This window comes from Candidatus Spyradosoma sp. SGI.093, from assembly GCF_050314555.1.
In the GTDB taxonomy this organism is placed as follows: domain Bacteria; phylum Verrucomicrobiota; class Verrucomicrobiia; order Opitutales; family UBA953; genus Spyradosoma.
The window spans coordinates 20,979-35,660 of the sequence record NZ_JBNPNH010000008.1 but is presented as its reverse complement, the minus strand read 5'-3'; the positions used below and the strand labels follow the sequence as shown (position 1 = coordinate 35,660).

General features: G+C 65.5%; 12 protein-coding genes. 3 read left to right on the top strand and 9 right to left on the bottom strand.

Annotated elements, in window-relative coordinates:
- Positions 1–322: 322 nt before the first annotated feature.
- The 5 genes from ACQREB_RS07680 to ACQREB_RS07660 form a co-directional block, all read right to left on the bottom strand.
- Positions 323–1,294, bottom strand: a complete 972-nt coding sequence (locus tag ACQREB_RS07680) for a glycosyltransferase family 9 protein (protein ID WP_427767304.1) — start codon at positions 1,292–1,294, stop codon at positions 323–325.
- Positions 1,295–1,376: 82 nt separating this feature from the next.
- Positions 1,377–3,224 (bottom strand): biosynthetic-type acetolactate synthase large subunit, encoded by a 1,848-nt coding sequence (ilvB, locus tag ACQREB_RS07675; RefSeq protein ID WP_427767302.1) that lies wholly within the window; start codon positions 3,222–3,224, stop codon positions 1,377–1,379.
- Between the two features lie 115 nt (positions 3,225–3,339).
- A complete protein-coding gene (locus ACQREB_RS07670; protein WP_427767300.1) occupies positions 3,340–4,161 on the bottom strand; it encodes a glutamate--tRNA ligase family protein in 822 nt (273 codons plus the stop codon).
- A gap of 10 nt (positions 4,162–4,171) precedes the next feature.
- Entirely contained in the window at positions 4,172–4,825 is a 654-nt protein-coding gene (locus ACQREB_RS07665; RefSeq protein ID WP_427767298.1) for a crossover junction endodeoxyribonuclease RuvC, read from the bottom strand.
- Between the two features lie 57 nt (positions 4,826–4,882).
- Complete coding sequence (locus ACQREB_RS07660; RefSeq protein WP_427767295.1) at positions 4,883–5,761, bottom strand: polyprenyl synthetase family protein; 879 nt, start codon at positions 5,759–5,761, stop codon at positions 4,883–4,885.
- A gap of 105 nt (positions 5,762–5,866) precedes the next feature.
- Here ACQREB_RS07660 and ACQREB_RS07655 point away from each other — a divergent pair, with 105 nt between their 5' ends.
- Complete coding sequence (locus ACQREB_RS07655; protein ID WP_427767293.1) at positions 5,867–6,331, top strand: hypothetical protein; 465 nt, start codon at positions 5,867–5,869, stop codon at positions 6,329–6,331.
- 267 nt (positions 6,332–6,598) lie between these two features.
- On the top strand, positions 6,599–6,886 hold the full coding sequence (locus ACQREB_RS07650; RefSeq protein WP_427767291.1) for an HU family DNA-binding protein: 288 nt from the start codon (positions 6,599–6,601) through the stop codon (positions 6,884–6,886).
- Between the two features lie 56 nt (positions 6,887–6,942).
- On the opposite strand, the gene ACQREB_RS07645 is transcribed toward ACQREB_RS07650, so the two are convergent.
- The gene (locus ACQREB_RS07645) at positions 6,943–7,569 is read right to left on the bottom strand and encodes a hypothetical protein (protein WP_427767288.1); all 627 of its coding nucleotides are present in this window, start codon (positions 7,567–7,569) and stop codon (positions 6,943–6,945) included.
- 113 nt (positions 7,570–7,682) lie between these two features.
- Between ACQREB_RS07645 and ACQREB_RS07640 the strand changes: the two genes are divergently transcribed.
- Positions 7,683–9,215: a DUF3592 domain-containing protein gene (locus tag ACQREB_RS07640; RefSeq protein WP_427767285.1), complete on the top strand. Its 1,533-nt coding sequence runs from the start codon at positions 7,683–7,685 to the stop codon at positions 9,213–9,215.
- Between the two features lie 9 nt (positions 9,216–9,224).
- Here the strand turns inward: ACQREB_RS07640 and ACQREB_RS07635 are convergent, their stop codons facing one another.
- The 3 genes from ACQREB_RS07635 to ACQREB_RS07625 all read right to left on the bottom strand — a co-directional run bounded on the left by ACQREB_RS07635 (position 9,225) and on the right by ACQREB_RS07625 (position 14,682).
- Entirely contained in the window at positions 9,225–10,985 is a 1,761-nt protein-coding gene (locus tag ACQREB_RS07635) for an ATP-binding protein (RefSeq protein ID WP_427767283.1), read from the bottom strand.
- Between the two features lie 43 nt (positions 10,986–11,028).
- Positions 11,029–11,718, bottom strand: coding sequence for a response regulator (locus ACQREB_RS07630; RefSeq protein WP_427767280.1), 690 nt, complete (start codon positions 11,716–11,718; stop codon positions 11,029–11,031).
- Between the two features lie 147 nt (positions 11,719–11,865).
- Complete coding sequence (locus tag ACQREB_RS07625; RefSeq protein ID WP_427767278.1) at positions 11,866–14,682, bottom strand: DNA translocase FtsK 4TM domain-containing protein; 2,817 nt, start codon at positions 14,680–14,682, stop codon at positions 11,866–11,868.

Sequence of the window (14,682 nt, the reverse complement as noted above, 5' to 3'; positions counted from 1 at the left end):
GACGCTTGCCCTGCGTTCCCCTGTTTCTTCGTTCCTCTGTGTTAAAGAGCTTAAAGCTTAAAGGGGTAAAGCTTAAAGGGAAGTTTGCGTTCGCGGATTCCGAAAAGCGACAAGTAAGCGAAGCGTGGAACCATGTCGCTTCCCCTTTAAAAACTTTTCTTTAACTTTCTTTGACTTCGCGGTTTTTCTTTGTGCCTTTGCGTCCTGGCGGGAAGTTTCTGCGGGAAGGATTTCGGGAGCAAGCGGGACGCTTACCCTCCCGTGAAATCCGCGAGATCCTCGGGAAAGTTTGTGCGAAAGGGAAGGGCGGACGGCTTTTACCTCAGACGGCTTCGAGGACGGTCTGCGGGGAGAGCTTCGCGAGGTCGCCGTCGGGCGCGACGAGCACGCGGTTGCCGGGGCGCGAGAGCGGGAACGGCCCGTAGAGGCGCGGCGAAGTCGGCCCGAAAAGCCCGAGCACGGGAACGCCCATCGCCGCCGCGATGTGCATCGGCCCGCTGTCGTTCGTGACGCAGCGGCGTGCGCGCGCGATCAGCGCGATCACGTCCGCGAGGCGCGTCTTGCCCATCAGATTCACGAAGCGCGGGTTCGCGTCCCACGCGGGATCGCTCCGCAGCGCGCTCTGTCCGACCCAGACGACGGGCGTCTTCGGGAAGCGTTCCAGCAGCAGCGGCGTCAGCGCGACGAAGCCCTTCCATTCCTTTTCGGCGCGGCGCGAATCCGGGAAAAGCAGAATCGGCGCCTCGTCCGTTCCCGTCGCGGCGAGGCGTTCGGCAATCGCGTCGGAAAGTTTCGCGCCGGGGAATTCGACCTTGCCGCGCGGCTCCGCGGGCAGTCCGAGTTTCGGGAGAAACTGGAGCAGGATTTCCACCGCGTGCGCGTTTCCGAAGCCCGCCGCGGGCGCTCCCGCGAGCTCGCGGAAACAGAGCCGCGAGCCTTCGCGCCCGTCGCCGCGTCCGATTTTTCTCGGCGCGCGCGCGCAGAGCGCCCAGAACGCCGAGCGCGCCAGCCCCTGCATGTCGAGCACGAGGTCGAAGCGTTCCCGCCGCAGCCGCATGCCCGTTTCCCAGATGCCGCGCAGCCCCTTGCCGCGCTCGAAGACGATCGTGCGGTCCACCGTCGCGCACACGTTCAGCAGCGGCTCGAAGATGTCGCGCACGAGCCAGGTGATTTCGACGTTCCCGCGTCCGCGGTTTTCGCGCAGAGTTTCGACGACCTGCAGCGCGTGGAGAATGTCGCCGAGCGACGAGGGTTTGATGACGAGAATTTTTTCCATGGCGGATTCTGCGTCCATTTGAACGCAAAAGCCGCGTCTCCGCAAAACGAAAAACCGCCGGAGGAGACCGGCGGTTTTCGGCGCGGGCGCGCGGGCGCGTTCACTTGATCTGCCACGGGCACTTGCCGCACTGGCGGCAGGCGTCCACCTTCTGCGTCGTCATGATGTCGAGCGCGGAGCATTTCTGCGGGATGAACGGCAGCACGTGCGGCCCGTAGGGCACGACGACGTCGAGCACGAACGGTCCGGGCGTGTCGAGCATCTCGCGGATCGCGTCGCGGAGCTCCTCGCGCTTCATCACGCGGCGGCCCTTGACGCCGAAGCCCTTGGCGATCGTCACGAAGTCCGGGTAGAGCCCGCCGGGATTGTCGGGCGAGCCGACGTTGTTCACGTCGCCGAGCAGAGTCTGCCCGCGGTTGGAGCCGTAGAAGCAGTCTTCCCACTGCGCGACCATGCCGAGGTGCTGGTTGTTGAGAATCATCGTTTTGACGGCGAGCTTTTCGATCGCCATCGTGCCGAGTTCCTGAATGTTCATCAGCACGGAGCCGTCGCCGTCCACGTTGACGACGGTCTTGTCCGGATGCGCCGCGGCGACGCCGCACGCGGCCGCGAAGCCGAAGCCCATCGTTCCCGCGCCGAGCGAGGAGATGAACGTGCGCGGCTTGTTGAACTTGTAATACTGCGGCGTCCACATCTGGTGCTGGCCGACGCCCGTGCAGACGATCGCCTCGCCCTTCGTCTCTTCGTAGAGCGTCTCGACCGCCTCCTGCGGGAGAATGTGCGGGCAGTCGCCGCGGTCGTAGCGGAACGGGAAGCCGTGTTCCTTCTTCCAGCCGTCGATGGTCGCGTACCACGCGGAAAGGTCGGGCTTGCGGAAGCCCGTGCGTTTGATGAGGTCGATGAGGCGCGTGAGCGCGTCGTGCAGCTCGCCCTCGATCGGGAACTGCACCTTCTTGTTCTTGTTGTGCTCGGAGCGGTCGATGTCGAAATGGACGATCGTGGCGTTGGGCGCGAATTTTTCGACCGTTCCCGTGATGCGGTCGTCGAAGCGCGCGCCCATCGCGATGAGCAGGTCTGAATAATAGACCGCCCAGTTGCCGACGACGGTGCCGTGCATGCCGAACCAGTAGAGCGACTGCGGATCTTCCGCCGGGAACGCGCCGACGCCCATCAGCGTCGAGGCGACGGGAATGCCCGTGAGGCGCGCGAACTCGCGCAGCAGCTCGGAGGATTCGGACGAGATCACGCCGCCGCCGATGTAGAGCACGGGCTTCTTCGCCGAGGAAATGAGGTCGAGCACGAGCTTCAGCTCGTCGTCCATCGCGTGCAGCTTGCCGGGAATGCGCGGCGCGAGGTCGTCCGTCGAGGCGGGGAACTGCGGCACGAACATCGCCTGCTGCACGTCCTTCGGAATGTCCACGACGACGGGGCCGGGGCGCCCGCTCGTCGCGATCTTGAACGCGCGGAACATCACGCGCGGCAGATCCTCCGCCTTCAGCACGAGGAAGCTGTGCTTCACGACGGGCAGCGTCATGCCGTAGAAGTCCGTTTCCTGAAACGCCTGCTTGCCGATGAACTGCGAGAACACCTGCCCCGTGATGAAGACGACGGGAATGCTGTCCATGAACGCGTCGGCGATCGTCGTGACGAGATTCGTCGCGCCCGGTCCGCTCGTCGCGAAGCACACGCCGCACTTGCCCGTGGAACGCGCGTAGCCGCCCGCCATGAAGCCGCCGCCCTGTTCGTGGCGCGGCAGAATCGTGCGGATCTTCGTCGAGCGCGTGAGCGCCTGGTTGAGCTCTATCGCCGAGCCGCCCGGATACGCGAAAACCGTGTCCACGCCCAGCTTTTCAAGGCAACGGACGACGACGTCGGCGCCGCGCATGGGCGTTCCCGCGGGAACGGATTTTTCGTTGATGAACTTGGGTTTTTCGGAATCTTGACTCATGACGAATAATTTTGAAAAGAGAGATTCTAAGCTTTTCCCCGCCCCGGCGCAAGCGCGTAGGCGCGCGCGGGCGGGCGCGCTCTCCGCGTCTGCGCGGGAACGTCGGAGGCGCGCGTCAGATTATCTTTTCGCCGCGGGCGCGGAGGGCGCGGAGCGAGAGCGCGTCGGAGCGCTTGGCGAGGCGGCGGCCGTGCTCGTCGAGCACGAGCGGCGCGTGCGCCCACGCGGGAACGGCGGCGCCGAGCGCGCGGTAGATCAGGATCTGCCGCGCCGTCGATTTCAGCAGATCCGCGCCGCGCACGACTTCCGTGATTCCCATGCGGACGTCGTCGGCGACGACGGCGAGCTCGTACGCGGGAACGCCGTCGCGCCGCCACACGACGAAATCGCCGAAATCCTCTCCCGCGACGAAGCGCTGCGGCCCCTGGAGCGCGTCGAAGAACTCGATCGCCTCGCCGTCGGGCACGCGGAAGCGCCAGTTGTAATCGCCGGGCGCGTCGAGCTCCGTTCCCGTGCCCGCGGGCGGGCGCCATTCGGGCGGAAAGATCGGCTCGGCGGTCTCGTCCTCCGCGTGCGGCGCGCGCGCGGCGGCGGCGACGTCCTTGCGGGAACGGCGGCAGGGATAAATCGCGCCGGCGTTCTTCAGGCGTTCCCAGATTTTCAGAAAATACGGCAGGTTTTCGGACTGCACGTAGGGCGCGCACGGGCCGCTGACGTCGGGACCTTCGTCCCACGCGATTCCGAGCAGGCGCAGGTCCTCGATCGCGGCGTCGGCGAACTCCTTTCTGCAGCGCAGCGTATCCAGATCTTCGATGCGCAGGACGAGCGTTCCCGCGGCTTCGCGGCAGCGCCGCGCGGCGAGCGCGAACGTCCGCGCGTGCCCGAGATGGAGCAGCCCGGTCGGCGTCGGAGCGATTCTGCCGCGATAGGTCGCCATGGCGTTTTCGTCAGCCGCGCGGCGACGGCGCTTCGCGGAACGTGTAGGCGTGGCAGAGCGCGGCGGCGGCGGCGTCGGACTCGTCGAACGGGAGCGATTCGGCGAGGCGGAGAATCTGCTTCGTCATGCCCGCGACCTGCGCCTTGCCCGCGCGCCCGAAGCCGACGACCGCCTGCTTGATGCGCAGCGGCGGGTATTCGAAGATCGGGATGCCGATCACGTTCGCGGCGGCGATCGCCGCGCCGCGCGCCGCGCCCAGCACCTGCGCGACCTTGAAGTTGTTGACGTAGATCGTCTCTTCGAGCGAGACGTGGCGCACGGGATATTCGTAGCAGCAGTCGGAGCAGAGCTTGTAGATTTCGCCGAGGCAGTCCGCGAACGGCAGCTCGCGGGCGAGCCGGAGCGTGCGCGAAAAATGCAGCCTGGGCTCGCTTCCGCGCGCGAATTCGACGACGGCGAAGCCGCTCCCGCGCAGACTCGGGTCGACGCCGAGCACGAAGCCTTCGAAGGGCGTCCGCGCGCCGGGAAGCGCCGGCGCGGAGCGCGCGCGGCTGCGGCTTTCGGGAAGGCGGTCCACGAGATTCGTGCGCGGCGAGGCGGCGTTCCCGCCGGGCTTGCCGCCGCCGAGGATCTTCTGCGTCCAGAGACTGCGCGAGGTCGCCATGTCTTTTTCGTGTAATTGAATTTCGGATGCGTTTCGCGCGTCGCGTTCCCGCCTGCGTCAGCGGACGCGCTCCGCCATCGCGCGGATGATGCCGACGAGGAATTCCGTGTTCCCGCCGAGCTTTTCGCAGGCGGCGACGGCGCGCTCGGAAAGCTCCCGCGCGCGTTCCCGCGATTTTTCCATGCCGTGGAAGCGCGGATACGTCAGCTTGCGGTTGCCGACGTCGGCGCGCACGGGCTTGCCCATCGTTTCGGCGTCGCTGGTCTCGTCGAGCACGTCGTCGACGATCTGAAAGGCGACGCCGACGTCGCGGCCGATTCCGCGCACGGCGGCGACGGCTTCGGCGGGCGCGTTCCCGAGGCGGAATCCCATCTCCAGCGCGGCGGAAATCAGCGCGGCGGTCTTGTTTTCGTGGATGAAGTCGAGGCGCTCGGCGGAAGCCTCGCCGCGCTCGCCGAGCATGTCCTCCACCTGGCCGCCGATGAGCCGGCGGGAGCCCGCGGCGTCGCCGAGCGTGCGGACGAGCGCGACGGCGAGCTCCGGCTTCGACGCGTAGGCGTCGGCGAGCAGCGTCAGCGCGTGCGTGAGCAGCGCGTCGCCGGCGAGGAGCGCGAGCGGTTCGTCGAACTGCTTGTGGCAGGTGGGCTTGCCGCGGCGCAGGTCGGAATCGTCCATGCACGGCAGGTCGTCGTGAATCAGCGAATACGTGTGCAGGCACTCGATCGCGACGGCGGCGGGCAGCGGATCGTTGTCGGACGGGAACGCCTCGAACGCCGCGAGCAGGAGCACGGGGCGGACGCGTTTCCCGCCGGCGCGCAGGCTGTAGAGCATCGCGCGGTGAATCGGCGCGGGGCGCGCGTCCTCCGCGGGAACGTGAAGCGCGAACGCGGCTTCGACGCGCGCGGCGCATTGTCTGATTTTTTCCGAAATCGTCATGCCCGTTATGGAAGCACGAAACGCGCGGCTTGTGAACGGCAAAGGAAGGGAGACACGGGAAAAAAATTTTGCCGTTCCCGCGAAAAAAGGTTGTGATGCTCGGTCATGGCAAAAGTAGATCTGGACATTTTACAGCTCGTGCTCACGCGCAACAAGGTGGACGCGCGCATGACGGCGAAGATCATCTCCGAGATTCAGGAGGAGATCAAGCTCGAGCAGCTCGAGAACAAGGAGAACAAGGTTCCCGCCGCGAAGAAGAAGTTCGTCTTCGTCGCGTGCGACCCCGAAGGCGCGCTCGACGGCGTCGAGCTCACGGGCTACGTCGTGCAGATTCCCGAGGAGGACAGCGAGTTCACCGCGACCGAAAAGATCATCGTCGCCGCCTACGAATACAACCGCACGCGCAAAGGCCGCCGCAACCCCGTGAAGAGCATTTCCGAAGCGTGCGAGTTCGTTCCCGCCAAGTTCTTCAAGGACCAGAACGTCTGGGTGAAGAACAAGGAGGCGGCGTTCCTGCTGCCGACGGACAACGTGATTCCGACCGAGACGAAGGAAAAGCCTTTCGAGTGAGCGCGCACGCGTTCCCGCGCGAGAGACGCCGCGAATGCCCGTATTTTAAAGGGATTCGCGGCGTTTTCGTCTTTCCGCGCGAGGCGGAGAGCGGGAACGCGCGCAAGCATGAAGACGGGCGGAGCACAAGCGTTTTTTTCGCGCCCGGCGCATTATTTTTTTTGCGTTCCCGCGGAGGAAAACTGTTGACGCAATCGCCGTTCAAGCCTGTATTTATCTGCGTTAACAAAACGTTAACGACCTACAACAATACTTACCATCATAATTATGAACAAAGGTGAACTCATCGAAAAAGTAAAAGCGAGCCTCGGCGGAGATACCTCCAAAGCCGCCGCGGAACGCGCCGTCGAAGCCGTTCTTGACGCGATCAAGGCCGGCATCAAGGCGGACAAGGCCGTCCAGATCATCGGCTTCGGCACGTTCTCGGTCGCCGCGCGCGCCGCGCGTCAGGGCGTCAATCCGAAGACGGGTGAGAAGATCAAGATCAAGGCGTCGAAGTCGGTCAAATTCAAGGCCGGTTCCGCGCTCAAGGCCGTCGCCGCCAAGACGAAATAAGCTTTACGCTTGTTTTTTCCCCGAAAGGCCTGTCCGCTCGTCGGACAGGTCTTTTTTCACGCCTCCGCGGGAACGCGCCGCCGGAACCGGCGCCGCAGCAGAATCGCGCCCGTGAGAATCACGCCGTAGGAAAGCAGTTCCGCCCCTTCCTCCGCGACGACCTTGACTTCCCGCATGTAGCTTTCGCCCATCAGCGCGCGCCAGAAGCCGCTCATGCCGAAAAGACGCGACCAGACGAGCAGCAGCACGACCCCGGCGACGACCACGAGCATCGGCGAGGCGAGCAGCGCCAGCCCCTCCCGCAGACAGGCGCGCCGGTCCCGAAGCCCGAAGAACAGCGCGACCGCCGTCGCGCACAGCGCGGGAACGACCCAGAAGCCGTGCACGACCGCGTCCAGATAGCCGTCGCATTCCCGGACGAAGATCGCGCAGAAGAAGCCGACGACGAGCGCGCACGCGTGCCGGAACTCCGGCCGTTCCCGCATGAAGCGGACGAACGTGAAGATCGTGAGCGCGACGAAGAGCAGCTGCGCGTTTTCGGTGAACGACATTTCGCTGCGGATGATGCCGAGGCGAAGATCCGCCCACAGCGTCAGGTTCGCGATCAGCGCCGTCGCCGCGACGCAGCCGACGAAGACTGCCGCGTCCGCGAGCGCGTTCCTGTGTTTTTGAATCAGATTCATGCGTCCGATTTTATCTTTGTCGAACGTTTGTTCAAATAATTTTTTTCCGCGACGGGGCTTCGCCGCGTTTTCGGTTTCAGTTTTCGCGGCTTTGAAGGCATGATGCTCCGCCTATGCGTTTCTCTTTTTCTTCGCGCGGGAAAGGCCGCGAAAGTTTCGAGGACGTCCGTCGCGAGTATCTCGCGGCGCGGACGCGCATCGCGCGCGCGTTCATCGCCGGACTTCCGCTCGTTCCCGCGCTTTTCGCGACGGGTTTCGGCGTCGCGGCCGTTTGCAGGTTAGGGGAAGATTTCGTCGGGCTGTTCGGCGCGGAAGGCTCGAAGGGCAACGTGCTGTTCCTCGTTCTCGCGGTAGCGTTCGGTCTCGGCGTAGTCGCGTTTTTTCTCCGCTTCGCGATTTTAGCGGTCCGCGTGCTGCATCTCGTCTTCACCGCGCCGCCGTGCGGGAGCGTTCCCGCCGAAGCGCCGGCGGAGGACGCGCCGGATGCCGCCTCCGCGCCGAATCCTTTCCGCGGCGAGGAAAACGCGGAGGAGGCGGAGCGCGCGGCGGAAAATCCGTCGCTCGCTCCGAAAATCGTCTTCAGTGTTTTCGGGGCGGTTTTCTGCGTCGTCGGAATCTGCTTCATCGCGTCCGGCGTGAAGACTTGCCTCGCCGAAAACGACGCCGCGGCGACGTGGGTTCCCGCGCCCTGCCGCATCGTTTCCTCGAAGCTGAAAAGGCACACGAGCGAAAAAGGCGGGACGACGTATGCGCCGGAAATCGTCTTCGAGTTTTCCGTCGGCGGAAAGACGTTCCGCGGCGACAAAATCTTTTTCACGGGCGACGTCTCGTCGAACGATCGTGCCGCCGAGGCGGCGCGGCTGGAGCGCTTCCGTAAGCTGAAAAACTGCTGGCACGATCCGGAAAATCCGGGCGAGTGTTCGCTGAAACGGCCCGAAGGCGGCTTCGCGGCGAGGAAGATGATCACGCCTCTTTTCGGCGCGGCGTTCGCGGTCTTCGGCGCGGGTTTCGCCGTGCTTCCGCACATCGGCGGGCGTTCCCGCGAAAGGAGGCCGCGGGAGCGTTCCCGCGCGCTCGGCGAGCTCGAGCCGGCGGCGTCTTCTTCGAGCCCGTTCGCCATGATCGTCTTCGCCGTGATGTGGAACACGCTGATTTCCGTGTTTCTCGTCTTCGCGTTTTCTCGTTTCGAAGAAACCGGATTTTCCTCCGTGCACTTTTTCCTGATTCCGTTCGTGCTCGTCGGAATCGGTCTCGCGGCCGCGGCGCTGCGGGCGATCGCCGGTTCTTTCAATCCGCGCTACGCGCTGACGCTCGCGCCCTCGGGACCGCTGCCGCGCGGCGGAAACGCGCTCGTGTCGTGGCGCGTCGTGCGTGGCGATCCCGCGAAGATGCGTTCGCTGAAAATCGCGCTCGTGCTTTTGGAGCCGAGCGGGACCGTCGTGAACGGCAGACCGGAAATGAAGATCGACGAGGAAATCGTCGTCGCCGAAACGCGTTCCCGCGCGGGGCTGCGTTCGGGCGAGGCGCCGTTCGCCGTTCCCGAGAATCTTCGCGCGGCGGGAACGTGGGCGCTGCGCGTTTCCGGCGAAACGACGGCGGGCTTTTTCCGTCCGAACTTCGAAACGGATTTTCCCGTCTCCGTCTGAGCGCGGGACTCAGAGCGGGAGCTCGATGCGGAAGCACGTTCCCGCGCCGGGCGTGCTTTCGACGGCGGCGTTCCCGCCGTGCAGCTGCGCGACGTGCTTCACGATCGCGAGGCCGAGTCCCGTGCCGCCGAGCTTCTGCGAGCGTTCCTTGTGCACGCGGTAGAAGCGCTCGAAAAGGCGCGGCAGGTGCTCCGCCGCGATGCCGACGCCGAAATCGCGCACGGAGACGACGGCGACGTTCCCGCGGCGCTCGAGCGAGATTTCCGCGCGGTCGCCGCCGCTGTATTTCACGGCGTTGCCGACGAGATTCACGATCGCCTGTTCGATGAGCTGGGAGTCGCCGTTGAGCTCGACGGCGTCGTTGCGCGTGATTTCGAGGCGGAATCCCGCGGCGTCCGCGAGGTCGCGGCACGCGTTCACGGCGTTTTCGAGCGTCGCGTCCAGCTGCACGGGCGTGAATTCCTTTTCGCCGGAGACTTCGCGGCGTTCGAGCGCGGCGAGGCTGAGAATGTCGCGCACGAGCGCGTTGAGGCGCTTCGACTGCCCGTGGAGAATCTTCAGGAACTTCGCGGCGTTTTCGGGCGAGCGCAGCGCGCCGTCCTGCAGCGATTCGACGGCGCTGAGGATGCTCGTCAGCGGCGTCTTGATTTCGTGGGAGACGTTGGCGATGAAGTCGCTGCGGAAGGATTCGAGGCGGCGCAGATTCGTCAGATCCGTGACGGTGAGCAGCAGGAAGCGCTCGCCGCCGCGCTCGATGATGCCGCCCTGCGCGAGCAGCGTGCGGCGCAGGCCGTTCGTTTCCGTCTCGATTTCGCGGTCGATCTTCGCGCCCGTCAGGAACGCCTTGTGGACGAGCCGGATCAGGTCCGGCGAGCCGCAGCGGAAGATGTTGATTTTCTGCGCGTTGGGGTAGGGCGCGAAGAGTTTTCTCGCCTCCTCGTTGCAGAGCACGACGTTCCCGTCGCGTTCGATCTGCATCGCGCCCTCGGTCAGCGAATTGAAGATGAATTCGCGTTCGTTGCGCTCCGCCGTGATTTCGCGGATCTGCGTCTTGAGCTGTTCCGCCATGCGCGAAATCGTCTGCGCGAGCTCGCGCGCGATGCCGCTTTCGGGCACGACAATCTTGCGTTTCAGCTCGCCCGCCGCGATCGCGGAGGCTTCCCGCTGCAGCGTTTCCAGCGGGCGGCGCACCTTCAGTAGGATGTAGGACGTGAGCAGCAGCACGATCGCGCCGCCGAGCACGAGCGCGAGCGCCGTGTTCGCCTTGCCCAGCGAAAGCACGCGGGAGACGTCGTGCGAGCTCTTCGCGACGCGCAGCGCGTAGAGATCGCCCGCGGTCGTGCGGACGGGAATCGCCGCGTAGATCATCCACGCGTCGAGCGTCGCGCTGTAGCGCTGCGTCGAGTTCGGCGTTCCCGCGAGCGCGGCGTCGATCTCCGGGCGGGAACGGTGGTTGTCCATCGTCGCTTCGCCTTCGACGGAAGAGTCCGCGAGCACCTCGCCCGCGGCGTTCACGAGCGTGAGGCGCGTCTTCGCGTCCTTGAAGCCGTTGCAGAATTCGACGGCGGCGAGCACGTCGCCGCGTTCCAGCGCCGGGCGGACGGCGGCTTCCGCGAGCCGCGATTCGCCGTCGAGCAGCTCGCCCTGCGCCTCGCGCAGATAAGCCCGTTCGAATTCGGACGTGTGCCAGAAAAGCGCGCACGCGAGCGCCGCGACGCCGAGCGCCGCGAGCAGCGGCACCGCGAAAAGAATTTTGTCCCGATTCTTCATGCCGGAGATCTCCGTTTTTTTTGGAAAATGCGTTCCCACGCGCTCAGAGCTCGCAGTGCTTCATGCGGTAGCCGACGCCGCGCACGGTCTCGATGTTCGCGCCCCAGGCGCCGAGCTTGCGCCGCAGCCCGACGATCTGCACGTCGATCGCGCGGTCGGTCACGGGATAGTCGTCGCCTTTCACCTTGGAGACGATCTGGTCGCGCGTGAAGACGCGCCCCGGACGCTTCGCGAGCAGCTGCAGAATGCCGTATTCCGTGAACGTGAGCTCGATCGGCTTTCCGTCGAGCTTCGCCGTGTGCTCCAGCGTGTTCATCACGAGCGCGTCGCAGCGGATTTCGCCGCTGTGGTCCATCTCGAATCCCTGGCGCAGCTGGGCGCGGACGCGCGCGACGAGCACCTTGTTGCTGAACGGCTTGGTGACGTAGTCGTTCGCGCCCATCTCGAGCCCGAGCACGATGTCGCTTTCCTCGCCCTTGGCGGTGAGCATGATCACGGGAATGCCGCGCGTCGCCTCGTCCCGCTTCAGCTCGCGGCACACGCTCAGCCCGTCCAGCTTCGGCATCATCAGGTCCAGAAGCACGAGCGAGGGCAGCTCCCGCCGCGCGAGCGCGAGCCCCGCCTCGCCGTCGCCGGCGGTCAGCACGTTCTTGTAGCCGTTGTTTTCCAGCGTGAAGCGGATCACGTCGCGGATCGCTTCGTCGTCTTCAACGATGAGGATTTTCGTCGCCATAACAAATTCTTTCTTCCGCGATTATGCGCGGAAAAAATTCGGAAGCGATTCGGGAATTGTTAGATTTGCGTTAGCGCGCTCCGCGGGAACGCGAAGCGGGGCGCGACGAAAACGCCGCGCCCCGTCTTTTCCGCTCCGGCGGCGGGATCAGTCGTCGCGGAGGATGTCTCGCGTCTTCGAGCCGGTCTGCGGCGGGCCGATCCAGCCGCGTTCCTCGAGAACGTCCATGACGCGCGTGGCGCGGCCGTAGCCGATGCGCAGCTTCGTCTGCAGCCACGACGTGGACGCGCGCTTGGTCGTGCGGATGATCTCCCACGCCTTGTCGGCGAGCGCCTCGTCGTCGTTGATGTCCACGTCGTCCTCGTCGGCGCCCTTGCCGCCGTTCTTTTCCGCCTCCGCCTCTTCGGCGGCGCGGTCGATGGCCTCCTGCACCTCCTGCGCGTATTGGGGTGCGCCGTTCTCGTCGTACAGGTAATTGACGATGGCGTCGATTTCGTTTTCGGAGACGAAGGAACCCTGCGCGCGGCTCAGGACGGACGTTCCCGGCGGGAGGATGAGCATGTCGCCCTTGCCGATGAGCGATTCGGCGCCGACTTCGTCGAGAATGATCTTGCTGTTCACGGCGGACGTGACCTTGAACGCGACGCGCACGGGCAGGTTCGCCTTGATGACGCCGGTGACGACCTTCGCGTCCGGCCGCTGCGTCGCGAGAATGAGATGGATTCCCGCCGCGCGCGCCTTCGCCGTGAGGCGTTGGATGGCGGAGTCGATTTCGGGTCCGACGACCTGCATGAGGTCCGCGAATTCGTCTATGATGCAGACGATGTAGGACATTTTCCGCTTGGCGGCGAGCTCGTCGAGCACGCCTTCGTCGCGCGGGACGGAGAGCTCCGCGCGCGTTTCCTCGCCTTCGGCGATCGCGGCGCGCTCTTCGGCGGAAAGTTCCTTTTCGATCGCGGCGGCGCGTTCCCGCGCGGCGGCGGCTTCTTCGCGGTCCTTGATGAGTTTGGCGTTGAAGCCGACGATGTTGCGGACGTTCGCCGCCTTCAGCAACTGGTAGCGGCGCTCCATTTCGTTGATGAGCCACTTGAGCGCGCCGGCCACCTTCTTCGCGTCGGTGATGACGGGAATGAGCATGTGCGGCACCTTGTTGTACATCTGCAGTTCGACCGCCTTCGGGTCCACCATGACGAGGCGCACGTCCTCCGGGGACGCGGAATAAAGAATCGAGGTGACGATGCCGTTGATGCAGACGGATTTGCCCGAGCCCGTGGAGCCCGCGATGAGTCCGTGCGGCATTTTCGCCAGATCCATCAGCACGGGCTTGCCGGTGACGTCCTTGCCGAGCACGATCGGGATTTCCATGTCGTTTTCATGCCAGGCCTTGGATTCGAGAATTTCGCGGATGAAGACGGGCTTCGGCTTGCGGTTCGGCACCTCGATGCCGACCGTGCCGTGCTCGGGAACGAGCGCGAGGCGCGCGCTCTGCACCTTCAGCCGCATCGCGATGTTGTTCTGCAGGCTGAGAATCTTTTCGACGCGGACGTCGTCCTGCGGCGTGATTTCGTAGCGCGTGATCGTCGGACCGACCTGGACGGTGGTGAGCTCCGACGAGATCTTGAACTTCGCGAGCGCGGAGACAATCTGCTCGCCGCGTTCGCGGAATTCCTCGTGGCTGGCTTCGGAAATCTTTTCCTCCGGCGGCGCCTTGAGCAGCTCCATCGGCGGGAACTTGTACGCGCCGCGGCGGAGCGGTTCATCGGCGAGCTCCGCGCGCTCGATCGCGTCGTTCTCGATGACGCGGAATTCGGCGGGCGCTTCCTTCGCGGCGGGCGCGGGAACGGGCGTTTCGCGCGGCGGCGGCGTCTCCTCGGGAGAGGCGGTTTCGGCTTCGGCGGCGGGAACGGGCGCGGGGGCTTCCGTCTCTTCGCGCGGGAACGGGCGCAGCGTGCCGAGGATTTTTTCCGGCTCGGGAGCGCGTTCCTCTTCCGCGTCGGCGGCGTCCGTCTCCGCGGGCGCTTCGGGTTCGGGAGCGCTTTCGGGCATTCCCGCGGCGCATTCGGGCACGGCGTTTTCGCGGACGGGAACGTCGGAAAAATCGATTTCGTCGTCGTCGGAAGATTTTTCGGGAAGCACGGCGACGGGCGCGCCCGCGCGCATGGGCACGGCGCTGCTGGCTTCGATCTGCGCCTCGCGCAGCTGTTCGCGGAGCGCGAGCGCGTTGCGGCGTCGCGCCTCGATCAGGCGGCGGCGCTCTTCGCGGAGCGCGCGCGCGCGTTCGCGGCGGCGGCTCAGCGCGGCGGCGACGGCGTCCGTGAGCTTCGCGAGAATGCGCTGCGGCGGCGCGACGAGCAGCGACGTCAGGCAGAGCAGGTACACGACCGCGCCGAGGCACGCCGTTCCCGCGACGCCGAGGAGCGGGCGACAGAGATCGCCGAAAAGCAGCCTGCCGAAGCCGCCGCCGACGCCCTCGGGCATGACGGCGAAGCGTGTCGTCTCGTCGAAGAAAAGCGTCAGCAGCAGCGTTCCCGAGGCGAGCAGGAAGAACATCAGCGTGCACTTCCAGTACATTGAGGCGTCCGCGCGGGAACGCAGCATCCAGAACGCGATGAGAAACGCGAAGAACGGCAGCATGAACGCGCCGACGCCGAAGAAGTTGAAGGCGAGCACGGCGAAGGTCGCGCCGAGCTTGCCGCACAGATTGCCGTCCGTGAGCGGGCTTTCGAGCACGAAGCCGTCGAGCAGGCTTTCGCTGAAGAAAAATTCCTGGCGGGGCGAGAACGACGCCAGAGCCGTGAGCGTGAACGCGCCCAGCAGCAGAAAGACGAGAAAGAGCGCCGGGCGCGGCTCGGCGGCGAGGCCGCCTTTGGGCGCGGAGACGGCGGCGGCGTCCGCGGGCGGGCGCCTGCCGTTGTCCGCGTCGCGGCCGTTGCGGGAACGCGGGCGTTTTTTGGGAGCGGGCAT